The sequence below is a fragment of the Paraconexibacter algicola genome, assembly GCF_003044185.1.
Classification (GTDB): Bacteria; Actinomycetota; Thermoleophilia; order Solirubrobacterales; family Solirubrobacteraceae; genus Paraconexibacter; species Paraconexibacter algicola.
In genome coordinates this window covers 395,839-419,030 of sequence record NZ_PYYB01000002.1, presented here as the reverse complement: position 1 = coordinate 419,030, position 23,192 = coordinate 395,839, and the positions used below count along the sequence as shown (strand labels likewise).

Here is a 23,192-nt window from a genome sequence, read left to right as displayed (position 1 = left end):
TCAGGCGCTCACCTCCACGCCCTTCCAGAACGCGACGCGGCCCTCGATCTCCTTGGCCGCGTCCTTCGGCGTCGGGTAGTACCAGGCGGCGTCCGCGTTGGTCTTCCCGTCGACGACGACGTTCAGGTAGCTCGCCGTGCCCTTCCACGGGCAGACGCTCGTGGTGTCGGACTCGGTGAACAGCCCGTCCGCGAGCGCGGCCCGCGGGAAGTAGTGGTTGTTCTCGACGACGACGGTGTCGTCGCTCTCGGCGATCACGGCGCCGTTCCAGGTGGCCTTCATCGATCGAGGGTACGGAGGACGGGAACCCGGCGGATCGCGTAGCGTGGCGCGCCATGCAGCGTCGCCGCGTCGTCCGCGTCCCCGCCAGCAGCGCCAACCTCGGTCCGGGGTTCGACACCTTCGCGGCCGCGCTCGCGCTCCATGTCGAGGTGGAGGTCCTGGAGACCGGCCGCTTCGCGGTCGAGACGGACCTGCAGATCGCCCGCGACCGGCGCAACCTCGTCGTGCGCGGCTTCGAGCGGCTCGCCCCGCCGGACGCCTTCACCTTCCGGATCCGGTCGGAGATCCCGCTCTCCGGCGGCCTGGGCTCGAGCGCCGCCGCGTACCTGGCGGGCCTGATGGCCGCGGACCATCTGTTCGAGCTGGACGCCGACCTGCTCGCCCTGGCGACCGAGCTGGAGGGCCATCCCGACAACGTCGCCGCCGCGCTGCTGGGCGGCTTCGTCATCTGCGCCGACGACGAGGCGACCCGGTTCGACCCGCCGACCGGGCTCGAGGCGGTGCTCGTCGTCCCCGAGACGGCGGTCCGCACGAAGGAGGCGCGCGCCGCGCTGCCGGCCGAGGTGCCGATGGGGGAGGCCGTTTTCAACGTCGCCCACGGCGCGCTGCTCACGCTCGGCCTCGCCCGCGGCGACTGGGACCTCGTCGCCCGGGGGCTGGCCGACCGGCTGCACCAGGACCGCCGCGCCCCGCTGTTCCCGCGCTCGGCCGAGCTGCTCGGTCGCGCCCGTGAGCTGGGCGCGCTCGGGGCGACGATCTCCGGGGCCGGACCGACCGTGCTGTTCTGGAGCCACTATGAGCAGACCGGGCGTCTGTTCGAGACGCTGCGCGTCGAGACGGCGGGCTGGGCCGAGGTGCTGCGGGTGCCGTTCGAGGTGCAGGGCGCCCGCGTCAGCGAGCTTTGACGCGCCAACCGTGAGGTGTGCCGTTGCCCCCGTGGCGACGGCCCGTCCCAGGGGCATGACCACCACCAAGATCCGCTCCACCCTCACCACCATCGCGCTCGCCGCCGCCGTCGCCCCGGGCGTCGCGGCCGCCGCCCAGGCCGGTGCCGCCCAGGCGCCCGAGGTCGGCAAGCAGCAGACGATCGCGGCCGGCAAGGCCTCCCCGATCGACATCCCCGGGACGTCCGTCAAGAAGGGCACGACCCTGAAGAAGAACCAGAAGATCGTCTTCCGCACCGTCGAGGTCCAGCCGGGGGACACCGCCCGCTTCACGCTGAGCTGCGGGTCGGGCTCCGTCCACCGCGGGCTCGCCCCGAGCGAGGGCGGCCCGATCTTCAACCTCGCCCAGAAGCGCAGCGACTACGTCGGCACGCGCGTGGTGAAGCTCCGCGCCGACGGCAAGGCCGGCCGGAACACGCGCGGCACCATGTACGCGCTGTGCAGCCGGTAGGAGCGGCTGACGACGCATGTCCCGACGCGGTGACACGGAGCTCGTCCGCCGGCTGCAGACCGGCGACGGCTCCGCGTTCGCCGAGCTCGACCGCCGCCACCGCCGGGCGCTCGTCGCGTACGCCCGGCGGCTGCTGCGCTCCGAGCACGACGCCGAGGACGTCGTCCAGGACGCGCTCGTCAAGGCGCACGCGGTCCTGGCCGACCCGTCACGCCCGGCGGTCCGCGAGATCAAGCCGTGGCTCTACACCCTGGTCCGCAACGGCGCGATCGACGAGACGCGGCGGGCCCGGTACGGCGAAGCCGAGCTCCCGGCCGAGACCACCGACCGCGGCGGCGGTGATCCCGCGATGATCCTCACCCGCAAGGAGACCGTCCGGCGGCTGGTGGAGGACATCGCCGCGCTGCCCGACCAGCAGCGCACCGCGCTGCTGCTGCGCGAGCTCGACGGCCGTGACGCGGCCGCCGTCGGCGAGGAGCTCGGCGTCAGCCCCGCGGCGGCGCAGATGCTCGTCGCCCGGGCCCGCGGGGCGCTCGTCCGCGCGCGCGAGGCGCGGGACGCCGACTGCCACGACGTGCGCGAGCAGCTGATGCTCGCCCACGAGCGCGGCACCCGACCCGCCGAGCACGCGCTGCGTCACACGCGCGGCTGCCCGGGCTGCACCGGGTACCGCCGCGACCTGCGGCGCGTCGACCGGCGCCTGCGTGCGCTCACCCCGCCGCTGTGGATCCTCCCCGCCGCCCTCGCCGCGAAGCTCGGCGGCGGGGGCGGCGGCAAGGTCGCGGCCGGCGCCGCCGCCGCGACGCTCGTCGTCGCGGGCGCCGGGATCGTGGTCCTCGACCGCGACGTCGTCCGCGAGGGCGAGGCCACGCCGCTGCGCCTCCTCGGGGCCGGCGCGGCGACCGGCCAGCGGATCTCCCTCGGCGAGCGGCTCCCGGCCGGGGTCGCCGTGACCTACGCGAAGGTGCAGCTGCCCGCCGGACCGGTCGAGCGCCCGGGCGAGCGCGTCGTGCGGCTCGGCTGCCCGGGACGCATGCGCGCCGTCGGCCTCGCCGTGCCCGACCGCGAGCTGCCGGTCCGCTATCGCTTCGCCCCCGCGATCGACGGCCGCAGCCGCGGCGTCACGGTGACCTTCGCCGACTCCGTCCTGGACGAGGCGCTGCGGACCCGCATCGGCGTCGTCTGCAAGCAGCCCGACGCGCTGGGCTCGACGATCGCCGACCCGCGTCGCGCCGGTCCGGGCGAGAAGGCCGGTCGGCTCTGCGAGCGCCAGACGGTGCTGCGCAGCCCCGGCCGCGAGTTCATCGGCAACGTCGTCGCGGGCGACCGCGTCGTGGTGCTGCGCCGCAGTGCCAGCGGCGCCTGGACGCAGATCGAGACCGAGTTCCGGCTGACCGGCTGGGTGCGGACCGCCGCGCTCTGCCCGTGACCCTCAGGCCGGGTCGGGCAGCAGCGCCTTGAGCCGGCGGCGCTGCGCCGGACGGCCGAGCCGGGCGAGCAGCTCGTCGGTCAGGTGCAGGTAGTCGGCGCCGAGGTCGGGGCGGTGGTCGAGGATCGAGGTCGCGCGCTCCGCGGAGTTCGCGTAGGCGATCGACGACCGGATCGTCGTGTCGAAGAGCTTGTCGCCGACGTGCTCCTTGAGCGAGTCGAACGCCTCGCGCGAGTGCACGGTCCGCATGTCGGCGATGTTGAAGAACACGCCGAGCCACTCGAGATCCGGGTTCAGGCCGTCGCGCGCGAGCTCGATCACCTCGAGCGCCTGCTCGACGCCCTGCAGGGCGAAGTACTGCGCCTCCGAGCTCAGCAGCGCGTAGTCGGCCGCGACGAGGGCGTTCACGGTCAGCAGGCCCAGCGCGGGCGGGCAGTCGATCAGCACGACGTCGTGGTCCTCGTCGACCGTCTTGAGCGCCTTGCGGAGCGTCAGCTCACGGCCCATCTTGCCCGCGAGCAGCAGCTCGCTCTCGGCCAGCGACAGGTTCGCGGGGATGACGTGGATCGGCGGGACCGGCGGGTCGGCGGGCTCCCCGTGGTCGGGTGCCGGGTGCACGGCGGCGGGCGCCTTCGCGCGACCGGCGAGCACGTCGCCGATCGTCGGCGTCGCGTCCGGCGGCACGTCGAGGTAGTCGGAGAGGTTGCCCTGCGGGTCGAGATCGACCGCCAGGACCCGCAGGCCGGTGCGCCGGAGCACGTCGGCGATGGTGCGGACCGCCGTCGTCTTCCCGGTACCGCCCTTCTGGGAGAGGATCGCGATCTTCTGGGCCACGGGCGGACCCTATCGCGCCCGGTCAGCCGATCGGCACCGCGGTCCCGGTGACGTCGATGCCCGACCCCCGTTCGGCGGGGACGTCCACGACCAGCAGGCTCGGACGGCCGAGGTCGACGCCCTGGTGCAGCGTGAGCCGCGCCGGGACCGCCACGAGCTCCTCCTCCCGCAGGTAGCCGCCGAGCGCCGCGGCCGCCGCCCCCGTGGCGGGGTCCTCGTGGATGCCGCCGGTCGGGAACGGGTTGCGCACGTCGAACACGAGCCCGTCCGGGCGGCGGCGGTGCACGAGCGCGACGGTCACGAGCCCGAGCTCCTCCAGGAACGCGCGCAGCCGCGGCACGTCGTAGTCCAGCGCCGCCAGGCGCGCCCGCGTGAGCGCCGCGAGCACGAGGTGGCGGGCGCCGGCGTCGGCGATGCGCGGCGGCAGGCGCGGGTCGAGGTCCGTCGGGTCCCACCGCAGCGCCGCCAGCGCCTCCTGCAGGTGCGAGCGGGAGACGAGGTCCACGCGCGGGGGCACGCTCGTCAGCGTCGCGCTCGGCGGCGCGCCTGCGGCGCCCGGCGTCGTGCGCACGACCACCCGGCCCGCGACGGTGTCGAGGTCGAGGCGTCCCGGCCCGTGGCGCTCGGCGTGGGCGACCGCGGTCGCGATCGTCGCGTGCCCGCAGAACGGCACCTCGATCGACACCGAGCCGCCCGAGAAGTACCGCACGCGCAGGGCGCCGTCCTCGCCGGGCACCACGAACGCGGTCTCGGGGTGGCCGAGGTCGGTGGCGATCGTGCGCATCGTGGCCTCGTCGAGGCCCCGCGCGTCGAGGACCACGCCGGCCGGGTTGCCTCCCGTGGGCGTGGCCGTGAACGCGGCGTAGCGCAGGATCTCGGTCACCGGGCGAGTCTAGGACCCGCCCGGGAGATCGGCGGGCGCCCGAGCCGGTCAGGCGCTGCCGGCGCGCGCCGCAGCCGCGCCGGACGCCGCGTGCACGGCGGTGTCGACGAACATCAGCCGGTGGCGGCCGACGACGAGCTCGTCGCCGTGGCGCAGGACGCGCCACTCGACCCGCTCGCCATTGACGAACACGCCGTTCATGCTGCGGTCGTCGACGACCCGCACGCCCTCGTCCTGGCGGACCAGCAGCGCGTGCCGCCGCGAGACGGTCGGGTCGTCGAAGCGCACGTCAGCGGTCAGGCTGCGCCCGATCTTCACGTGCTCGGCGTCGAGGGTCACCACGCGCACGTCGTCGCCGTCGCGGAACGCCAGGTAGGTCCCGGGGGTGGGGGCGTGCTCGACGGCCGCCGCGACGAGCAGCTCGCGCTCGCGCTGGTCGTCGCCGCCGGCGTCCTGCCGCAGCCGTTCGCCGAAGAGCGACGTCCGCGACACCTGGGTGCTCCCGCACTCGGGGCAGGCGGGGACGTCGGCGGAACGGGCCAGCGGGCCCACCGCGCCGCACTTCTCGCACCGGAACGTGCCGTCACCGGCGATCGTGCCTGTCGTGAATGACTCCATTGCGACTCCTCGGACGGGACTGGGGACGGGGCGCTTCTTCGGAGACCGCTCCACCGAGTGCGGTGTTGCGAGCGTAGGCGCCCAACCTTCTGGGGCCCTAAAGCCGCCTGCTTTGCGGTGCATCCGCGTGTGAGGATGCTCCGGTCGGCCGGCCCCCTCGTCCTTCCCGGGGCGGCGCCCGTCGAACCATCCGCGGCGTGCGGGCGGATCTGTGCAGGGGAAGGGGACGACCGTCCCGGCGGCGAACCCCACGGCATGTTCCGACCGCTGCTGGGCCTCTCCGAACGGGATCTCGAGCGGCAGCTGCTGCGCAACAGCGTGGGGCGGCTGCGGGCCGACCGCCACGCCTGCGCGGACTGCGGCCGCACGCCGCTCGTCGGCGAGCACGTCCACCTCTACGGAAGCCGCACCGTGTGCCAGCTGTGCCGGCCGCACCGCCGCGCCGAGCCGGAGAGCACGGTCGTCGTGCACCACAGCGAGCGCGGTCAGGCCGTGCGGCTGCGCGCTCGCGCGCTGTAGCGCCGGGGCGTCCGGGTCCCGTCGCGCGGCGGGCCGGGGGACGGGCGCACTAGACTGCCCGGCGTGGATCCCGTCAGCACCAGCACCGTCGTCTCGCGGCCGATCGAGGAGGTCTACGAGTACCTCCTGGACATCGCCAACCACCAGGAGTTCACCGACCACTACCTCGTGGACTGGCACCTGACGCGCGAGGACTCCTACGGCGTCGGGGCGGGCGCGCGCTTCAAGATCAAGATGCGCGGCAACCGGTTCCCGTGGATGGACGTCACGATCGCCGAGGCGGTCCGGCCGCACCGGATCGTCGAGGTCGGGCGCACGGGCAAGTTCAACCGCATCCGCACGGTCGGGGTGTACGAGCTGACGCCCGGTCCGGGCGGCTCCACCCGGGTCACGTTCACGTCGGAGACCGAGCCGAAGCTGCTGACGGACAAGTTCCTGGAGTCGCTCGGCGTGCGTGGCATGGTGAAGCGCAAGAACGCCAAGGCGCTGCGGCGGCTGCAGTCGATCCTCGAGGACGGCCGCGACCGCGGTCAGCGCACGACGATCAGCGGCGGGGCGCGCAAGCCCGCCTCGAACTTCCGCCTCTAGGCGCGACGGGCCACCGGGCGCCGATCCGCGCGGACCTTCATTAGACTCACGCGCCGTGACTCGTCGACTTTCCGCACTGGCGGCCGCCGCCACCCTGAGCCTCTCCTTCGCCGCCTGCGGCAGCGACAAGAAGGGCGAGACGTCCGAGGGCGAGACCGAGGGCATCCAGGTCACCGTCGGTGACCTGCAGTACCAGGTGCAGATGTCCCGCGTGCTCAACCCGTCCGAGGTCGAGGACAAGGGCCTGCTCCAGGGCGTGCCGATCGCGAAGCAGACGCTCCCGGAGGGCGCCGAGTGGTTCGCGGTCTTCGTCCAGGCCCGCAACAACCGGGACGAGCCGCACGCCTCGGCCGAGAAGTTCGTCATCGAGGACACCCTCGGTGAGGAGTTCGAGCCGATCGAGGTCGACAACCCGATCGCCTACAAGCCCGAGCTCGTGCCCGCCGACGGCATCCTGCCGCCCCCGGACTCGGTCGCCTCGTCGTTCAACACGAACGGCTCGATGCTGCTCTTCCAGATCACCCGCGCGGCGCTGGAGAACCGGCCGCTCGCCTTCGTGATCGAGGATCCCGAGGATCCGGCCAAGCACGCCGAGGTCGACCTCGACATCTGATCGTCGCGCGGACCGCGCACGTCGCGGTCCCGCCCGCGCCGCCCTCCCGGCGGCGTACCCGGCCGGACCTCAGCGGTCCAGCGCCGCCTGGATGACCTGCCGCGCCACGGGCGCGGCGGTGTCCCCGCCGGCTCCGGCGCGCACGAGCATGACGCCGACGGCGACCTCGGGCTCGCCGGCGGGCGCGTAGGCGGAGAACCACGCGTCGGTGTCCGTGGGGTCCGCCTCGTCGCTGCAGGACTCGGGGTTGTTCTCCTCGGTCGGCTCGCAGCGCTTCGTCGTCTCGAGCTCGGCCGTCCCGGTCTTGCCGGCGACCTTGACGCCGGGGATCGCGGCGAGCGTCCCGGTGCCCTCGCGGACGACCGCGAGCATCAGCTTCTCGACCGTCCGCGCGACCTCGGTGCGCGTCACCCGCGTCGTCGGCGCGGCGCGCTGACGCTCGTCGTAGAGCAGCGACAGCCGCGGCCGGCGGCCGCGCAGCCCGATCGTCGCGGCGACCGTGCCCATCGTCAGCGCGGTCGCCTGCACGCGCCCCTGCCCGATCGCGGAGGAGCCGACGGCCAGGGCGTCCCCGATCTCACCGGCGGCGGGGATCGTGGGGATCGCGGCGCCCGGGATGTCGGGCTGGCGGTTGAAGCCGAAGCGCTCCGCGATGTCGACGAGCTTCTCGGCCCCGAGCTGGGCGCCCATCGGGGCGAACACCGAGTTGCACGACTCCGCGAACACCTGGGTGAGCGTGCCGCCGCACGCCTCGCCGTTGGCGTTCTCGAGCTCGACGCCCTCGAGCGTCGTGAAGGTCTCGACCGGGTAGCTCGACGACAGGTCGGCGATGCCCTGCTCGAGGCCGCCCGTGACCGTGATGATCTTCATCGTCGACCCGGGCGGCTGCAGGCCGCTGAACGCGATCCCGGCGAAGGCGAGCACCTCGCCGGTACGCGGGGCGATCGCCACGACGCCGCCGAGCCGGTCGGCCAGCGCGGTGACCGCCGCGCGCTCGACGGGGATCGAGATGCTCGTGCGCACAGGGGCCGCCGCGCGCGGCTCGGTCCGTGCGAGGACCGTGTCGCCGGCGCGCAGCGTGCCGCCCGGCGTGCCGGCCAGCTGGATGTCGAGCGCCCGCTCGAGGCCGTTCAGCCCGACCGTCGCGTCGCTCGGCCAGCCGCGCTCACGCAGTTCGTCGCGGCGCTCCGCGGGCGCCTCCCCGACCCGTCCGACGACGTTGATCGCCACGTCGGGCACGTCGGAGGTGCGGTCCGGGCCGGTGGCCAGCGGCGTGTTGTCGCGCGCCAGGATGTCGGCGCGCGGCGGCATGCGCGTCTCACGGCGCAGCTTCGCGCCCGGGGTGAGTCCCGGGAAGGCGTGCTCGCGGCCCCAGGCGATGCGCGCGTCCTCGCCCTCGCCCTCGACCGGCAGGGTCATCGGGCGGGTGATCGTGCCGAAGATGCGGGTGCGCACGACGACCGGCACGACATAGGACCCGTCCTGCTCGCGGACCTCGCCGGTGCGCAGCGTCAGCGCGGTGGCCGTCTCCCGCGCCGTCCGGTAAGCGGCGGAGAACTGCTCGCGGGTGAAGCGGTCGCGCGACGCGGCGCTGAGGTCCCGGTACATCGCGGCGTAGTCCCCGCGCGACCAGGCGGCCGCGAACCGCTCGACGAGCGTGCGCTCCTGCGGCACGTGCGCGGCGCCGACGACGAGGCCGCCGCCGAACGAGGCCGCCCCCGCGACGAACACGACCACCGCGACGGTGCGACGGCGGCGCTGGGCGGCGGAGCCCGCGCGGCGCACGGGGGCCTGCCGAGCGGGCGCACGGCCGCGGGACTGACCGGACCTTCCCTGCCGATCGTTCATTGCGCGCGGGAGAATAGGCGACGGAGCGGCCCGCACGACGCCGGTCGCTCCGCGCGGGCCGTACGCTTGGCGCGCGCATGACGACGATCGACGTGATCATCCTCGGGCTCACGGTCCTGATGGCCGCCTTCGGCTGGCGGCAGGGGTTCGTCGTCGGCGCGCTGTCGCTGGCGGGCTTCGTCGTCGGGGCGATCATCGGGACGCGCCTCGGACCGCAGCTCCTGAGCGAGGGCAGCAGCTCTCCCTACGCGCCGATCTTCGGCATGGGCGGCGCGCTGCTCGGTGGCGCGATCCTCTCGACCGGCCTCGAGGGCCTCGGATGGCGGCTGCGCCAGGGCCTGCGACTGCCGGGCCTGGCGGCCGTCGACGGCCTGCTCGGCGCGGCGCTCGCGGCGTGCGTGGCGCTCGGCATCAGCTGGGTGGCGGGCGCCGTCGCGCTGCAGACCCCGGGCGCCCGCGAGCTGCGCGCCGACATCCAGCGCTCGGCGATCCTCAAGGAGCTCAACGCCGTCCTGCCGCCCTCGGGGCCGCTGCTCAACGCGCTCGCGCGGTTCGACCCGTTCCCGCAGCTCGACGGGCCCGCACCGCAGGTCCCCGCGCCCCGCGCCGCGATCGCCCGCGACCCGGAGGTCCGCGCGGCCGCCGCCAGCGTCGTGCGCGTCGTCGGGACCGCGTGCGGCCTCGGGGTCACGGGCTCCGGCTGGGTGGCCTCCGACGGGATCGTCGTCACCAACGCGCACGTCGTCGCCGGTCAGGAGGACACGGCCGTGCAGCGGCGCGGCGAGGGCGAGAAGCTCGACGCCGAGGTGATCGGCTTCAGCGCCCGCGACGACATCGCGATCCTGCGCGTCCCCGGCCTCGGGGCACCGGCGCTCCCGATCGCCGACGAGGCGCCGCGCGGGCGCGCCGGCGCGGTCCTCGGCTTCCCGGAGAACGGCCCCTACGACGTGCGCGCCGCGCGGCTGGGGGAGACCGAGCGGGTCCTCTCGCCGGACGCCTACGGCCGCGGGCCGATCCGCCGGACGATCACGTCGTTCCGCGGCACCGTGCGGCCCGGCAACTCGGGCGGGCCGCTGGTCGACGCGCGCGGTCGCGTCGCCGCCACGGTCTTCGCCTCGACCCGCGGATCGTCCCCGCGCGGCGGCTTCGCCGTCCCCAACGACATCGTGCGCGACCTGCTGCGCGGGGCCGACGGACCGGTCGGCACCGGTCCCTGCGCGCCGTAGCGCCCGGTCGGCGCCGCCGGAGGGGTCCGGGCCGCGACGCGCTACTGTGCGCCGTCCATGGGCAAGACCCTCGTCATCGCGGAGAAGCCGTCGGTCGGGCAGGACCTCGCCCGCGTGCTCCCCGGGCCGTTCCAGAAGCACACCGGCAGCAGCGGTGAGCGCACGGCCCGCTGGCTCGAGGGTCCCGAGCACATCATCACGTGGGCCGTCGGCCACCTCGTCCAGCTCGCCGAGCCCGACGAGTACGACGACAAGTTCAAGAAGTGGCGGATGGCCGATCTGCCGATCGTGCCCGCGAAGTTCAAGCTCATCGTGCGCGACGAGCGCAGCCAGAAGCAGATGAGCGTCGTCAAGAAGCTCCTGAACTCCGCCGAGGTCGACCTCGTCGTCAACGCGTGCGACGCCGGCCGTGAGGGCGAGCTCATCTTCCGCTACCTCTACGAGCACGCGAAGGCGAAGAAGCCCACCAAGCGGCTGTGGCTCTCGTCGATGACGAACCAGGCGATGAAGGACGCGCTCGCCAACCTCCGCGACGGCGAGGAGATGGAGCAGCTCGCCGACGCCGCCCGGTCGCGCTCGGAGGCGGACTGGATCGTCGGCATGAACGCGACGCGCGCCGCGACGATCCGGCTGCGGTCCTCGTTCGACGGCGCGGTGTCGCTCGGTCGCGTGCAGACCCCGACGCTGGCGATCATCGCCCGGCGCGAGGAGGAGATCCGCGCCTTCGTCCCCGAGAAGTACTGGCTCGTCGACGCGAAGTTCGCCACCGACGACGGGCGCCGCTACGAGGGCCGCTTCCACGAGGGCGCCAAGCCCCGGATCCCGGACGCCGACACCGCGAAGGCGATCGTCGACGCCGTCCGCGACGGCCGCGGCACGATCACGAAGCTCGAGAAGACCAAGCGCACCGAGAAGGCGCCGCTGCTCTACGACCTCACGTCGCTGCAGCGCGACGCGAACACCCGCTTCGGGTTCAGCGCCCGCCGTACGCTGGGCGCCGCGCAGCGCTGCTACGAGGAGCACAAGGTCCTCACCTATCCGCGAACCTCGTCGCGGTACCTGACGAGCGACATGATCGGCGAGCTGAAGGAGATCGCCGAGAAGGTCGGCAGCGGCGCCGAGTACGCGACCGCCGCCCGCTACGTCATGGGCCTCGACGTGCTGCCGCTCGGCCGGATCGTCAACGACGAGAAGGTCGGCGACCACCACGCGATCATCCCGACGAACAGCCCGCACAACGTCGCGAAGCTCGACGGCGACGACCTGAAGATCTACGACATGGTCGTCCGCCGCTACCTCGCCGCCTTCCACCCGGAGGCCGAGTTCGAGAACACGCGGATCGAGACAACCGTCGCCGAGCGGGTCTTCCGCACGCGCGGCAAGGTCCTCATCGTCCCGGGCTGGCGCGGCGTCTACGGCGAGATGCCCGAGGGCGAGCGCTCCGCCGAGCAGGAGGACGAGGGCCGCGACCAGACGCTGCCGAAGCTCGTCAAGGGCGAGGAGGCGGGCGTCACGCACGTCGAGTCGCTGGAGAAGGAGACCAAGCCGCCGCGGCGCTACACCGACGCCTCGCTGCTCGGTGCGATGGAGACCGCGGGCAAGCTCGTCGACGACGAGGAGGCCCGTGAGGCGATGAAGGAGTCCGGCATCGGCACGCCGGCGACCCGCGCCGCGATCATCGAGCGCCTCATCGATGTCGGCTACGTCGAGCGTGACGCCCGGTCGCTCGTCGCCACCGAGAAGGGCCTGAACGTCATCCGGCTGCTCGGCGACCACCAGCTGACCTCCCCGTCGCTGACCGGCGACTGGGAGCACCGGCTCGAGCGGATCGAGTCCGGCGAGGAGACCCGCAAGGCGTTCATGGCGGACATCGCGAAGTTCGCGGGCGCCACCGTCGGCGAGCTCGACACGAAGCTCAAGGACGTCAAGATCCCGCGGGCGGACCTCGGACCCTGCCCGGTCTGCGGGCAGCACATCATCGAGAACCGCAAGGGCTTCTCGTGCTGGTCGCGCGAGGACCCGGGCTGCGGCTTCGTGATCTGGAAGGGCAAGGCCGGCAAGCAGCTGCCCGCCGCGGTCGCGCGCGAGCTCATCGCCACGGGCCGCACCGCCCGCCCGGTCACCGGCTTCAAGGGCCGCTCCGGCCGCTCGTTCCGCGCGAAGCTCGCGCTGATGCAGAACGAGGAGGGCCGCTGGCGCGTCGAGTTCGACGAGCCGTGGGCCAAGGAGGGCGCCAAGCCCCCGGAGACCGACGAGGCCGAGGTCCAGGCCAACGCCGAGGCCGCAGCGAACGCCGCCGCCGCCGCGGCGCGCCCGGCGGACGACGCCGCCGCCTGATCCGGGCCGCGCCCGGCCCGGCCGCCGTCAGGTCGTCAGGTCCGGCTGCGACCCTGGGTGGTCGTGCCACTGCAGCTCGTCACCGGTCCCGCGAACGCGGGCAAGGCCGCCGTCGTCCTCGACGCGTTCGCCGCCTGGGCGCAGGCGGGGCGCGCGCCGCTGCTCGTCGTCCCGACCGTGGCGGACGTCGCGCGCTACCGGCGCGAGCTCGCCGAGCGCGGGCTCGTCTACGACGCGACCGTCCTGCGGTTCGACGGCCTGCTCGGCCTCGCCGCGCAGCGCGCAGGCGTGCGCGGGGAGCCCGTCCGCGGGCTCGCGCGCGAGCGGGTCGCCGCCCTCGCGCTGCGACGCGCCGACCTCGGGGAGCTCGCGCCGCTGGCCGCCGCCCCCGGCTTCGTGCGCGCCTTCCTGGGGCTGTGCGACGAGCTCGGCGAACGGGGCCTGACCCCGCAGCGGGTGCACGTGGCGTTCGACGCCTGGGCGCGCGAGGAGCCGGGACGCGCCGCCTACGCCGGCGCGCTGGCCACCGCGTACGGGTCCTACCGACGGCTGCTGGAGCGGCTCGGGCGCCGCGACCCTGCCCTGCAGGCCGCCGCGACGCTCGACGCGCTGCGGACCGACCCGCACCGCTGGGGCGCGACACCGGTCGCCCTCTACGGCTTCGACGACCTCACGGCACTGCAGCTCGACGCCGTCGACGCGCTCGCGGTGCGCTGCGGCGCCGAGCTCGTCGTCTCGCTGCCCTACGAGGCCGGCGCCGCGCGCGCCGCGTTCGACGGGCGCCACGCGACCGCCGCGCGCCTGGCGGAGATCGCCGCGGGCGCGACGCTCGCGCTCCCCGCCAACGCCGGCTACTACGCCGACGGGGCACGTACCGTCCTGCACCGGCTCGAGCGCGGCCTCTTCGAGCCCGACGCCGCGCGCGCCGGGACCGACAGCGGCGTGCTGCTGCTGCGCGGCGGTGGCGCGCGCGAGGAGCTCGAGCTCGTCGCCGCGCACGTGCGGCTGCTGCTCGCGCGCGGGGTGCCCGCCGACGAGGTCGCGGTGGCCGTGCGCCGCCCCGAGGCGGTCGCGGCGCTCGTGGAGCGTGTGTTCGCCGCGGCCGGGGTCCCCGTCTCGCTGCAGCGCGAGGTCCCGGCCGGCCATACCGCCCCCGGGCGTGGGCTGCTCGGCCTGCTGCGCGCCGCGACCGGTGGGGCGGGTGCGAGCAGCGAGGACCTCGTCGCCTGGCTGCGCACGCCCGGGTTCGTGACCTCGGTCGCGCTCGTCGACCGCCTGGAGGCGGAGATCCGGCGCGACGGGCTGCGCGAGGTCGCGGCGGCACGGGCGCGCTGGGAGGCGCTGACGCCGACCTTCCCGCTGACCGAGCTCGACGCGGTCGCCGCCGCCGCGCAGGAGGGGGGCGAGGCGCTCTGCCGGCGCCTCGTCCGGACCCTCGACCGCCAGCGCGCCGCCGGGCCGCCGCGCCAGGCCGGTGCGCCCTGGGCGCCCCCGACCGCGACCGAGACGCTCGACGCGCGGGTCACCGCGCAGCTCGCTGCCGCGCTCGAGGACCTCGCGACGCTCGCCGCCGAGGACCCCGAGCTCGTCCCCGACGCCGATGGGCTGGCCGCGCTGCTCGCCGCGGTGGGCGTCCGCGTCGGCGATCCGCCGGGGGACGGCCGGGTCGTCGTCGCCGACCCGCTGCAGCTGCGCGCCCGGCGCGTGCGCGCGCTGTTCCTCTGCGACCTGCAGGAGGGCTCGTTCCCGGCGGCGGCGCGTCCCGACGCGCTGCTCGGCGACGCGGAGCGCCGCGCGCTCAACGCCGCCAGCGGCCTGGGCCTGCGGCTCACCGGGCCGCAGGACGCCGCCGGGCGCGAGCGCCACCTGTTCTACGCGGCGGTGTCGCGGCCCGAGGCGCTGCTCGCGCTCTCCTGGCACGCGGCGGACGACCGCGGCAACCCCGTGGTCCCGTCCCCGTTCCTCGACGACGTCCTGGACCTGCTGCCCGCCGACGCGCCGACCCGGATCGTGACGCGGGCGCTCGGCGCGGCGGGCTTCGACGGCGCGCTGGCCACGACCGACCGCGAGCGCGCGCTGGCGGCGGCCGGCCGGCGGGTGGGGGAGACGCCCGCGCCGATCCCGCCGCTGCGCGACCCCGGGGTGCTCGCGGAGCTGGCGGGCCGGGAGGTCTGGTCGGCGTCGTCGCTGGAGACCTGGCTCGCCTGCCCGGTGCGCTGGTTCGTCGACCGCCTCCTGCAGCCCGCGGACCTCCTGCCCGAGCCCGAGCCGCTCGGCCGCGGACGGCTCGCGCACGCGGTGCTCGAGCACGTGTTCACCGCGCTGCGCGACGCGCGTCCCGGCCCGCTGACGCCCGCGCGTCGGGAGGAGGCGCGCCGGCTCGTGCACGAGGCGCTCGAGGTCGAGGGCGCCCGCCACCGGCTGAGCGTGGACCCGCAGCGCGACCGCATCGCCCGGCGCCGCGTCGAGGCGGACCTGCTCGCGCTCGTCGACCACCTCGCCGACGCGGGCTGGCGCTACCGGCCCGCGCACTTCGAGCTCGGCTTCGGCGGCCGGGAGGACCCGTGGCCCGCGGTGGAGGTCGCGCCCGGCCTGCGGCTCAGCGGCCGGATCGACCGCGTCGACGTCGACGCCACGGGCACGCGCGCGATGGTCGTCGACTACAAGGGCGCCACCGCCTACCCGGCGAAGGAGTGGCTGCCCGACGGGCGCATCCAGGTCGCGCTCTACGCGCGCGTCGTCGAGCAGCTGCTCGACGTCGAGACCGTCGCGGGCGTCTACCAGCCGACCGCGCGCCCCCGGGACGCCCGCGCGCGCGGCGCCGAGCGCGACGACGCCGGGACCGGGGCGCTGCGCGACGCGGACCTGCTCGGGGCCGACGAGTACGCGGCGCTCATCGGCGAGGCGGCGACGCTCGCCGGCCGCGCGCTGCAGGAGATCCGCGCCGGCCGGCTCGAGCCACGCCCCGCGACCTGCGGCTTCCGCGGGGACGGCTGCCAGTACCCGTCGATCTGCCGCTGCGAGGCATGACCGCCGTCCCCCTGCACGACCCCGAGGGCCGGCCGCTGGGCCGCGGTGGCCTCGCGTTCACCGCCGAGCAGGCGGTCGCCGTGCTGCGTCGCGAGGGGCCGATGCTGCTCGCCGCCAACGCCGGCTCGGGGAAGACCGCGGTCCTGGCGGAGCGGTTCGCCCGCGCGGTCGTGGAGGACGGCCTGGACCCCGGCTCGCTGCTGGCGATCACCTTCACCGACAAGGCGGCCGGCGAGCTGCGCCACCGGATCCGTCTGCGGCTCGCCGAGCTGGGGGCGCAGGAGGCGGCGCGTGCCGCCGACCAGGCGTGGATCTCGACGATCCACGGGTTCTGCACGCGGGTGCTGCGCGCGCACGCGGCCGCGGCCGGCGTGGACCCGGCGTTCGAGGTCCTCGACGAGAGCGTCGCCCGGCGGCTGCGCGCCGACGCGTTCGACGCGGCCCTCGCCGCGGTCCTCGACACCGCCGACCCGATGATGCTCGCCACGGTCGCGACGTGGGGGGCGGACCGCCTGACCGACGCGGTCCTCGAGGTCCACGACGCGCTGCGCAGCCGCGGGCAGCGCCACCCGCGGCTGCCGGCCGCCGTCCCGCGACGGACCCGCGCCGCGGCCTGCGGCGCGCTGGCCGCCGCCCGGGACGCGCTGGCCGCCGAGCTCGCCGCCGCCCCGGAGAACGCGACCGTCCTGCAGGTCCGTGACGCGCTCGGCCGCTGCGCGGAGGTCCTCGAGCGCGGCGGCGACCTCGGGGACGTGACGGTGCGGGAGCTCGGCGCGCCCCGCCGCGGCAGGGCGCTGCAGACCCCGGCGGCCGACGCCTACCGCGACGCCCTCGCCGCGCTGCTGGAGGTCCACGACGACGAGGAGGGCGTCCGTCACCACGCGCTCCTCGACGCGCTCCTGCGCGACTTCTCCGCGCGCTACGAGGCGGCGAAGACCGCGCGCGCCGGCCTCGACTACGACGACCTCGAGCTCGTCGCGCGCGACCTGCTGCGCGACCAGCCCGCGATCGCCCGTCATCTCGCGCAGCGCTTCGGCCGCGTGATGGTCGACGAGTTCCAGGACACGAACCCGCGCCAGCTCGAGCTGCTCGAGCTGCTGGGCCACGAGGACCTGTTCGTCGTCGGGGACGCGCTGCAGTCGATCTACGGCTTCCGCCACGCGGACGTCCGCGTGTTCCAGGAGGCCCGCGCCCGGCACCGCATCGCGGGCACGGAGGCCCAGCTGCGCACGAACTGGCGCACGGCGCCCGAGATCCTCCGCACGCTCGACCACGCGCTCGGCCACGGGCACGACGACTACACCGGCTTCGTCGCCGGCCGGGCCGACGCGGCGCAGGCCGGTCGTCCCGCCACCTCGCTGCTGCTCGTCGACGCCGCGGTCGCGGAGGACCCCTCGCCGCAGGACGAGGAGGCGCTCGCCGCGGTCGTCGCCGGGCTGCCCGCGGGCACCTCGGTGCCGACCGCGCTCGAGGCCCGCGCGGTGGCCCGCTGGGTCCGGGCGGGGGTCGACGCGGGCGAGCACGAGCCGCAGGACGTCGTGCTGCTGCTGCGCGCCGCGACCGACATGCCCGTCTACGAGCGGGCGCTGGAGCTCGAGGGCCTCTCGACGCTCGCCTCGGGCGGCCGCGGGTTCTGGCTGCGCCAGCAGGTCCAGGACCTGACCGCCTGGCTCGCGGCGCTGGCGAACCCGCAGGACGGGCACGCGGTCCTCAGCGCGCTCGCCTCCCCGCTCGGGGGGATCGACCCGGACGGCCTGGCGATCTGCTCCTCGGTCGCGCGACGCGGCACCGCCGGGGACGTCTGGCGGCTGCTGGACGAGACCTACCCCGACCCGCCTGCCGTGCCGGGCACGCCGTCCCCGGTGGCGGCGGACCTGCGCCGCCGCGTCGACGGACCCACCGACGTGGCGCTCGCCGCGTTCACCGCACGGTTCCGGGCGGCGCGCGAGCGGCTGCCGTGGCTGGGCCTCGACGAGCTGATCGAGCGGGTCGTGCAGGAGACCGGCTACGACGCGCACGTGCTCGCGCTCCCCGGCGGGCCGCGCCGGCTGGCGAACGTCCACAAGCTCATGCGCCTGGCGGCCGAGCACGAGGCGCTCGCCGGCCGCGACCTGCGCTCGTTCATCGACCGCGCCCAGGAGGAGGCCCAGGCCCGCGCGCGCGAGCCCGAGGCCCCGGTCGAGCTGCCGGGGATCCCGGCGGTGCGGCTGATGACCGTGCACGCCGCGAAGGGCCTCGAGTTCCCCGTCGTCGTCGCCTGCGACCTGGCTCGCACCGCGCCCGCGGTCGGGCCGGACGTGCTCGTCGACGGGGACCGGCTCGGGCTGCGGGTCCCGCGACACGGCGGCGAGTCGGGCCGCGCGTTCGCGTTCACCGAACTCGACGCCGAGCGCGCCGCGGCGGCGGAGTCCGAGGAGCGGCGCATCCTCCACGTCGGCCTCACGCGCGCGGAGCGGCGGCTGGTGATGAGCGCCGTGGCCAAGCGCCGCCGCGACGGGGACATCGAGGCCCGCAAGCCCTCGGGCTGGATCGCCGAGGGGGTGCTGGGCAGCCGCGTGCCGCCCGCCGAGCTGCTGGCCGAGGGGCGGCTGCTCGTCGGCCCCGGGGTCGACGACCCCGTGCGGGTCGACGTGCGCTGGATCGACGCCCGCGCCGCCCGCGCGGTCCTGCCGCCGGCGGACGCGGCGCCGCTGACCGCCGGCTCCGCCGCGCAGGGCGCCCCGGACCCGCTCGCGGCGCTCGGCCCGGTGCTCGCGACCGTGACCGGCGCGGAGCCCGGGGCGGGTCCGGCGCCGGTGGCGCACCTGTCCTACTCGTCGCTGCGGCAGTACGCGCGCTGCGGCTTGCGGTTCGACCTCGAGCGGATCGCCGGCCTGCGCGAGCGCGAGCGCCCCTTCCGCGGGCGGACGGCGGCGGGCGGCCTCGACGGGCGGGCGCGCGGCTCGATCGTCCATCGGGTCCTCGAGCTGCACGAGCTCGACGGCCCGCCGCCCGGACCGCAGGCCGTGCACGCCGCGGCGGCCGAGCACGAGGTGGAGCTGCGCGACGCCGAGGCGCACGCGCTCGCCGGCCTGGTGGGTCGTGCCCTGGCGACCCCGCTCCTGGGCCGGCTGCGTGACGCGGTGCGCGTGCGCCGCGAGACGAGCTTCACGATCCCGCTGGTGGCGGGCGACCCGGCGGTCCCGGTGCTGCACGGCGTCGTCGACGTCGTCGCGCAGGAGGCCGCGGGCACCGCGCTCGTCGTCGACTACAAGACCGACCGGGTGGCCTCCGACGCGGACCTCGACGCGCTGGTCGCGGACGGCTACGGGCTGCAGCGCACCGTCTACGCGCTGGCGGCGCTCGAGGCCGGGGCCGCGCGCGTGGACGTCGCGCACCTGTACCTCGACCGGCCCGACGAGCCCGTGCTGGCGAGCTTCGCCGCCGCGGACGCGCCGGGGCTGCGCGAGGACCTGCGCGGGCGGGCCGCGGGCATCCTGCGCCGGGACTTCCGCCCGACCGACACGCCGGGACCGTCGGTGTGCGGCGGCTGTCCCGGGCGGGGCGGGCTGTGCCCCGTCCCGTTGGAGCGGACCCTCGCGGTGGCGCCGGCGCCCGCGCCGGAGGACTCCGGGACGGCCCCGGGGCCTGTCGTGGACACGGCGGCGCCCCGCCCGCGCCGTGCGCGCGGCGCGACGCCCCCACCGGGGCAGGACACGCTGTTCTAGTCGCGGTCCGGGCCGGCGGGCGGCTCGGGCGCCCCGACCATCGGAGGCGGGGGGCCGCCGCGACCGGCGGCGCGGGACCGCTCGATCGTCGCGTTGAGCTCGGCGCCGAGCAGGAACGCGTTGGCGGACACGTAGAGCCACAGCAGCAGGACGATCGCCGCTCCGAACGCCCCGTACGCGGCGCCGTAGCTCGAGAAGTTGCGGATGTAGACGGCGAACGCGGCGGAGGCGACGATCCAGATCGTGACGCCGGCCGCGGAGCCGACGGTGATCCAGCGCCAGCGGCGCTGCTCGACGGCGGGCGCGTACGCGTAGATGATCGAGTAGCCGACCATGGCGGCGGCGATCGCCAGCGGGAACCGCGCGATGCTCCAGATCGCCGCCCCCGTCTCGCCGAGCCCGATCGTGCCGAGCAGGTCGTCGGCGATCCCGCCGCCGAGGAACATCGCGATCACGACGATCGCGAACAGCAGGATGACGACGAGCGCCATCGCGATGTCCTGGGCCTTGCGGCGCACGAACCCACGGTCCTCGTTGGCCGCCCACACGACGTTCAGCGCGCGTCCGGCGGAGCCGAACGCGCCCGACGCGCCGTTGAGGGCCAGGCCGAAGGAGAGCAGCAGCGCGAAGCCTGCGGCCCCGCCGCTGGTCTCGATCATCCGTGCGAGCGTCGAGCGGACGACCTCCGCGGTGGACGCGTCGGCGCCCCGGTCGATGAGGTAGTCGGCGGCGTCCTGGGCGAGGCCGACCTCGCCGACGAGCGACAGCACCGCGATGCCCGCGAGCAGCGACGGGAACAGCGACATCATCGCGAAGTACGTCAGCGACGCCGCGTGGTCGGTCATGTTGTGGTCGAGGTAGCTGCGGACCGTCCGGACGAGCACGGGCCAGGGGCGCAGGGCCCCGTCGGCGTCGTCGTGCGTGCCGGGCTCGCGCGCGGGGCGCTCGCTGTCGCGGTCGGCGATCGTGCTCACGTCCGTGACCGTACCCGGCGAGGCCCGCGTCGCACCATCGGCGCTCGCGGCGCGATGCCCGGGTACCGAGCCCGGTTCCGGGCATGCGTGCGTCCATGGACGACCGGGAGGGACCGCCGGGGGAGACCCCGCACGAACGGGACTCGCGCCGGCTGCGCGAGCTGCTCGAGGAGACGCGGGTCGCCATGCCCGGCGTGCAGGTGCTGTTCGCGTTCCTGCTGGCGGTGCCGTTCCAGCAGCGCTTCACGGACCTCTCCGAACTCGAGCGCGACGCGTACGTCGTGGCGCTCCTGAGCGCGGCGGCTGCGACCGCCCTGTTCGTGACGCCGTCGGCGTTCCACCGCCTGCGCTTCCGGCGGCGGGATAAGGCGTTCCTCGTCGCGCTCGGCAACCGGATGGTCATCGCCGGTCTCGCGATGCTGCTCGTGGCGATGAACAGCGCGGTGTTCGTGGTCACGAGCTTCATCCTCGACGGACGGACGCCCGCGGTCCTCGCCGGGACGACCACGGGCGTCTTCGTGCTGCTCTGGTTCGTGCTCGGCCTCGCTCGGGGCCGCGCAGCGGGGGACGACTAGGCCAGGCCCTCGGCCTCGTACTCGCGCAGGAAGCCCTCGAACAGGCGGCGGTGGCCCTCCTCGTCGCGGAGAATCGCGATGACCATGTCCTCGGTGACCGGGTCGTGCTCGCCCGCGAACTCGATGATCTGGTTGTAGTACTCGATGGCGCCGGACTCGGCCTCGATCACGCCCTTGATGACGTGGACGATGTCGGTCTGCTGCTCCGGCGGCTGCAGGAAGCTCTGCTCGGCCGAGAACTCCAGCGAGCCGGGGACGACGCCGTAGAGCTCCTTGATGCGCTTGGCGAACTCCTGGGCGTGGCCGAGCTCCTCCTGGATGTCGCCGCGGAGGCTCTCGATGACCTCCTGCGCGCGGATGCCGTCGGGGTTGGTGGAGTTGGTGATGTAGCTCATCACCGTCTCGATCTCCATCCAGTAGGCCTTCTTCAGCATCTCGACGAGCTGCTCACGGGCCTCGGCCTTGTCGTCGGACAGGATGCCGTGGCCGGCGGTGCGGGTGGCGGGTGTCATGGTGGGGTGGTCCCTCCGGATTCGTGGGGTGCTCCCCCCGTGATACCCGCCTGCCGCCGCGCGGAACGTCGGCGTGCGTCAGCGCACACGCCGGGCGCGCAGGAACGCCAGGAGCGGCCGGTCGGCCTTGCGGCCGTTGCACCGCTCGCAGGCGCCGACGACGTTCGTCCAGCCGTGCGCGCCACCGAGGCCCCGCGTGCTGCGCGAGCGCGGCTCGACGTGGTCGACGGTGCCCGCCGGGACGACGCCGCAGTACGCGCACGGGTCGAGCCGCACGAGCGCGAGCCAGGCGTCGTAGTGGCGCTCGCCGTCCCGGCGCAGCGGCCGACCGCCCGGCATGCCGGGGCCGAGCGGGGTGCCGGCGTCGTCGCGCAGGTAGGTGGTGAGGAGGGCGTCGCGGGTCATCGGGATCGGGGGTCCGGGTCGGGCGGCCGGAGCCGAGGGACCCCGGTCGCCCGGGATCCCTCAGATCCGCTCCTGCCACGTGACGGCGGCCTCCGCGACGCGCCGCAGCGCGGCCGCGAGCCGCTGCTCGCCGCCGTGCCTGCGCGCGGCGGCGAGGTCCTGCAGGGCCGTCGCGAGGACGGCGGGGCCGGCCGGGCCGTCGGCCCGGAGCTCGGCGAGCTCCTCGGGAGCCAGGCGACGCGGCTCGCCGCGCACGGCGGCGACCGTCTCGCGCAGCTCGCGATCGGCCCGGGCCGCCCGCGCGTCCGCCTGCTCGGCGGCGCGGCGGGCGGCCGCTGCGTCGGCGAGCGCCTCGCGCACGACCGCGGCCTCCGGGGCCTGCGCCTGCACGACGACGGTCTCGGCCGCGGCTGCGGCGCCGGCGGCCCGCGCCTCCGTGAGCAGCTGGTCGAGGCCCGCACTCTCGTGCAGGGCGTCGTCGAGCTGCGCGCGCAGGTCGCGCCGCTGGGTCCGCAGGTCGGCCACGGTCGCCTCCGCCCGCTCGAGGCGGGACGCGAGGCGTCCGGCGGCCGTCCGGGCCTCCGCCGCGTCCATGCGGGCGCTCGCCAGTTCGTCGCGGAGCGTCGCCACCCGGGCCCCGGCCTTCTCGGCCGCGGTCCGGGCACGGCGCAGCTCCGCGTCGTCGACGACGCGCTCGCGCACGACCTTCGGCGTGCGACGGGCCTCGCGGCGCGCGGCATCCCGCTGGTCGGCGAGGTCCCGGGCGCGCGCCTGCGCACGCTCGAGCTTCGCCTCCAGGGCAGCCACGCTCCGTCCGGCCTCGCGGGCCTCCGCGAGCGCCGCCTCGAGCATCGCGCGGCCCTCCGGGCTGATCACAGCTCGGTCGGCCTGCGCGAGGTCGACGTCGGTACGCCGCTTCGGTCCCGGCTTGGCCGGCTCGAAGCCCGCGGCCCGCACGGCAGCCACCAGGGACCCGCCGAACGGCCGCTTGGCCGCGTTGAGCGCCGGCCACGGCGTGCCGTCGGCACGGCCGGCCCGGTAGCGCTGCACGCGCCACTCCTGGCCGGACCACCTCGCCGAGGACGGGTTCCAGTCGGCCGCACGGGGCGGCTCGCCATAGAGGGCCACCCACTCCTGGATGGCCTGGATGATGGTGTCGCGGTCCCACAGCGCCTTCCGGCCCACCCGGGCCTTCGGCGACTGCACTCCCGCGAAGCTCGCGGGAGTCATGTGGACCTCCCGGCTAGCTCAGCTGGAGCTGGTTCGGCGACGCGACGATGTCCGTGTCCACGGTCGGGCACACGGACACGAAGAGCCGACCGCGGACCGCGGCGCTTTTCGGGCGCATGGGGGTGTGCCAGGTGGTGAACATGGTCCGATCACGGTAGGGGAGGGACGCCGGTCCCGCAACCTCTCT

General features: G+C 75.6%; 21 protein-coding genes. 11 read left to right on the top strand and 10 right to left on the bottom strand.

The window, feature by feature from the left end; genetic code table 11:
• The gene (locus tag C7Y72_RS15940; RefSeq protein WP_107570169.1) at nt 1-282 is read right to left on the bottom strand and encodes a DUF427 domain-containing protein; all 282 of its coding nucleotides are present in this window, start codon (nt 280-282) and stop codon (nt 1-3) included.
• A gap of 53 nt (nt 283-335) precedes the next feature.
• Between C7Y72_RS15940 and thrB the strand changes: the two genes are divergently transcribed.
• Genes thrB through C7Y72_RS15925 form a run of 3 tightly spaced genes read left to right on the top strand, consistent with a single transcriptional unit; the run spans nt 336 to nt 3,106 of the window.
• On the top strand, nt 336-1,187 hold the full coding sequence (gene thrB, locus C7Y72_RS15935; RefSeq protein WP_107570168.1) for a homoserine kinase: 852 nt from the start codon (nt 336-338) through the stop codon (nt 1,185-1,187).
• 55 nt (nt 1,188-1,242) lie between these two features.
• On the top strand, nt 1,243-1,677 hold the full coding sequence (locus C7Y72_RS15930) for a hypothetical protein (RefSeq protein ID WP_107570167.1): 435 nt from the start codon (nt 1,243-1,245) through the stop codon (nt 1,675-1,677).
• Nucleotides 1,678-1,693: 16 nt separating this feature from the next.
• On the top strand, nt 1,694-3,106 hold the full coding sequence (locus C7Y72_RS15925; protein ID WP_107570166.1) for an RNA polymerase sigma factor: 1,413 nt from the start codon (nt 1,694-1,696) through the stop codon (nt 3,104-3,106).
• A 3-nt stretch (nt 3,107-3,109) separates the two neighbouring features.
• On the opposite strand, the gene C7Y72_RS15920 is transcribed toward C7Y72_RS15925, so the two are convergent.
• Genes C7Y72_RS15920 through C7Y72_RS15910 form a run of 3 tightly spaced genes read right to left on the bottom strand, consistent with a single transcriptional unit; the run spans nt 3,110 to nt 5,441 of the window.
• Nucleotides 3,110-3,940 (bottom strand): ParA family protein, encoded by an 831-nt coding sequence (locus C7Y72_RS15920; protein WP_107570165.1) that lies wholly within the window; start codon nt 3,938-3,940, stop codon nt 3,110-3,112.
• 22 nt (nt 3,941-3,962) lie between these two features.
• A complete protein-coding gene (locus tag C7Y72_RS15915; protein WP_107570164.1) occupies nt 3,963-4,823 on the bottom strand; it encodes a PhzF family phenazine biosynthesis protein in 861 nt (286 codons plus the stop codon).
• Nucleotides 4,824-4,871: 48 nt separating this feature from the next.
• Nucleotides 4,872-5,441, bottom strand: a complete 570-nt coding sequence (locus C7Y72_RS15910; protein WP_158276889.1) for an FHA domain-containing protein — start codon at nt 5,439-5,441, stop codon at nt 4,872-4,874.
• A 255-nt stretch (nt 5,442-5,696) separates the two neighbouring features.
• Here C7Y72_RS15910 and C7Y72_RS15905 point away from each other — a divergent pair, with 255 nt between their 5' ends.
• From C7Y72_RS15905 to C7Y72_RS15895, 3 genes are all read left to right on the top strand, one after another.
• Nucleotides 5,697-5,960 (top strand): hypothetical protein, encoded by a 264-nt coding sequence (locus C7Y72_RS15905; protein WP_107570162.1) that lies wholly within the window; start codon nt 5,697-5,699, stop codon nt 5,958-5,960.
• A gap of 63 nt (nt 5,961-6,023) precedes the next feature.
• On the top strand, nt 6,024-6,548 hold the full coding sequence (locus tag C7Y72_RS15900; RefSeq protein WP_158276888.1) for an SRPBCC family protein: 525 nt from the start codon (nt 6,024-6,026) through the stop codon (nt 6,546-6,548).
• A gap of 55 nt (nt 6,549-6,603) precedes the next feature.
• Nucleotides 6,604-7,161, top strand: coding sequence for a hypothetical protein (locus C7Y72_RS15895; RefSeq protein WP_107570160.1), 558 nt, complete (start codon nt 6,604-6,606; stop codon nt 7,159-7,161).
• Nucleotides 7,162-7,230: 69 nt separating this feature from the next.
• Here the strand turns inward: C7Y72_RS15895 and C7Y72_RS15890 are convergent, their stop codons facing one another.
• Nucleotides 7,231-8,946 carry a penicillin-binding transpeptidase domain-containing protein gene (locus tag C7Y72_RS15890; protein WP_146175412.1) on the bottom strand — a complete coding sequence of 572 codons (1,716 nt, stop codon included), beginning with the start codon at nt 8,944-8,946 and terminating at the stop codon, nt 7,231-7,233.
• Between the two features lie 140 nt (nt 8,947-9,086).
• Between C7Y72_RS15890 and C7Y72_RS15885 the strand changes: the two genes are divergently transcribed.
• The 4 genes from C7Y72_RS15885 (at nt 9,087) to C7Y72_RS15870 (ending at nt 19,309) form a co-directional block, all read left to right on the top strand.
• Nucleotides 9,087-10,235 carry a MarP family serine protease gene (locus C7Y72_RS15885; protein ID WP_107570158.1) on the top strand — a complete coding sequence of 383 codons (1,149 nt, stop codon included), beginning with the start codon at nt 9,087-9,089 and terminating at the stop codon, nt 10,233-10,235.
• A 57-nt stretch (nt 10,236-10,292) separates the two neighbouring features.
• The gene (locus C7Y72_RS15880) at nt 10,293-12,572 is read left to right on the top strand and encodes a type IA DNA topoisomerase (RefSeq protein WP_107570157.1); all 2,280 of its coding nucleotides are present in this window, start codon (nt 10,293-10,295) and stop codon (nt 12,570-12,572) included.
• A 63-nt stretch (nt 12,573-12,635) separates the two neighbouring features.
• Nucleotides 12,636-15,602: a PD-(D/E)XK nuclease family protein gene (locus C7Y72_RS15875; protein ID WP_146175411.1), complete on the top strand. Its 2,967-nt coding sequence runs from the start codon at nt 12,636-12,638 to the stop codon at nt 15,600-15,602.
• On the top strand, nt 15,599-19,309 hold the full coding sequence (locus tag C7Y72_RS15870; protein WP_107570155.1) for a UvrD-helicase domain-containing protein: 3,711 nt from the start codon (nt 15,599-15,601) through the stop codon (nt 19,307-19,309). Before C7Y72_RS15875 ends, C7Y72_RS15870 begins: the two co-directional genes overlap by 4 nt.
• On the opposite strand, the gene C7Y72_RS15865 is transcribed toward C7Y72_RS15870, so the two are convergent.
• Nucleotides 19,306-20,283: a YihY/virulence factor BrkB family protein gene (locus C7Y72_RS15865; RefSeq protein WP_107570154.1), complete on the bottom strand. Its 978-nt coding sequence runs from the start codon at nt 20,281-20,283 to the stop codon at nt 19,306-19,308. The two genes, C7Y72_RS15870 and C7Y72_RS15865, sit on opposite strands and share 4 nt — an antisense overlap.
• Nucleotides 20,284-20,378: 95 nt before the next feature.
• Here C7Y72_RS15865 and C7Y72_RS15860 point away from each other — a divergent pair, with 95 nt between their 5' ends.
• Nucleotides 20,379-20,858, top strand: a complete 480-nt coding sequence (locus C7Y72_RS15860) for a DUF6328 family protein (protein WP_199223984.1) — start codon at nt 20,379-20,381, stop codon at nt 20,856-20,858.
• On the opposite strand, the gene C7Y72_RS15855 is transcribed toward C7Y72_RS15860, so the two are convergent.
• From C7Y72_RS15855 to C7Y72_RS24165, 4 genes are all read right to left on the bottom strand, one after another.
• Nucleotides 20,855-21,370 (bottom strand): ferritin-like domain-containing protein, encoded by a 516-nt coding sequence (locus C7Y72_RS15855; RefSeq protein ID WP_107570153.1) that lies wholly within the window; start codon nt 21,368-21,370, stop codon nt 20,855-20,857. The two genes, C7Y72_RS15860 and C7Y72_RS15855, sit on opposite strands and share 4 nt — an antisense overlap.
• A gap of 78 nt (nt 21,371-21,448) precedes the next feature.
• On the bottom strand, nt 21,449-21,775 hold the full coding sequence (locus tag C7Y72_RS24285; protein WP_107570152.1) for an HNH endonuclease: 327 nt from the start codon (nt 21,773-21,775) through the stop codon (nt 21,449-21,451).
• A 60-nt stretch (nt 21,776-21,835) separates the two neighbouring features.
• On the bottom strand, nt 21,836-23,005 hold the full coding sequence (locus tag C7Y72_RS15845; protein ID WP_146175410.1) for a coiled-coil domain-containing protein: 1,170 nt from the start codon (nt 23,003-23,005) through the stop codon (nt 21,836-21,838).
• A gap of 13 nt (nt 23,006-23,018) precedes the next feature.
• A complete protein-coding gene (locus C7Y72_RS24165; RefSeq protein ID WP_284690354.1) occupies nt 23,019-23,147 on the bottom strand; it encodes a hypothetical protein in 129 nt (42 codons plus the stop codon).
• Nucleotides 23,148-23,192 lie beyond the last annotated feature (45 nt).

What these genes read in the sequence shown, in the direction of transcription:
- C7Y72_RS15870 (WP_107570155.1), top strand. Translation starts at nt 15,599, where the DNA reads ATGACCGCCGTCCCCCTGCACGACCCCGAGGGCCGGCCGCTGGGCCGC.
- C7Y72_RS15885 (WP_107570158.1), top strand. Translation starts at nt 9,087, where the DNA reads ATGACGACGATCGACGTGATCATCCTCGGGCTCACGGTCCTGATGGCC.
- C7Y72_RS24165 (WP_284690354.1), bottom strand. Translation starts at nt 23,147, where the DNA reads ATGTTCACCACCTGGCACACCCCCATGCGCCCGAAAAGCGCCGCGGTC.
- C7Y72_RS15910 (WP_158276889.1), bottom strand. Translation starts at nt 5,441, where the DNA reads ATGGAGTCATTCACGACAGGCACGATCGCCGGTGACGGCACGTTCCGG.
- C7Y72_RS15880 (WP_107570157.1), top strand. Translation starts at nt 10,293, where the DNA reads ATGGGCAAGACCCTCGTCATCGCGGAGAAGCCGTCGGTCGGGCAGGAC.
- C7Y72_RS24285 (WP_107570152.1), bottom strand. Translation starts at nt 21,775, where the DNA reads ATGACCCGCGACGCCCTCCTCACCACCTACCTGCGCGACGACGCCGGC.
- C7Y72_RS15845 (WP_146175410.1), bottom strand. Translation starts at nt 23,005, where the DNA reads ATGACTCCCGCGAGCTTCGCGGGAGTGCAGTCGCCGAAGGCCCGGGTG.
- C7Y72_RS15860 (WP_199223984.1), top strand. Translation starts at nt 20,379, where the DNA reads ATGGACGACCGGGAGGGACCGCCGGGGGAGACCCCGCACGAACGGGAC.
- C7Y72_RS15905 (WP_107570162.1), top strand. Translation starts at nt 5,697, where the DNA reads ATGTTCCGACCGCTGCTGGGCCTCTCCGAACGGGATCTCGAGCGGCAG.
- C7Y72_RS15855 (WP_107570153.1), bottom strand. Translation starts at nt 21,370, where the DNA reads ATGACACCCGCCACCCGCACCGCCGGCCACGGCATCCTGTCCGACGAC.
- C7Y72_RS15925 (WP_107570166.1), top strand. Translation starts at nt 1,694, where the DNA reads ATGTCCCGACGCGGTGACACGGAGCTCGTCCGCCGGCTGCAGACCGGC.
- C7Y72_RS15940 (WP_107570169.1), bottom strand. Translation starts at nt 282, where the DNA reads ATGAAGGCCACCTGGAACGGCGCCGTGATCGCCGAGAGCGACGACACC.
- thrB (WP_107570168.1), top strand. Translation starts at nt 336, where the DNA reads ATGCAGCGTCGCCGCGTCGTCCGCGTCCCCGCCAGCAGCGCCAACCTC.
- C7Y72_RS15930 (WP_107570167.1), top strand. Translation starts at nt 1,243, where the DNA reads ATGACCACCACCAAGATCCGCTCCACCCTCACCACCATCGCGCTCGCC.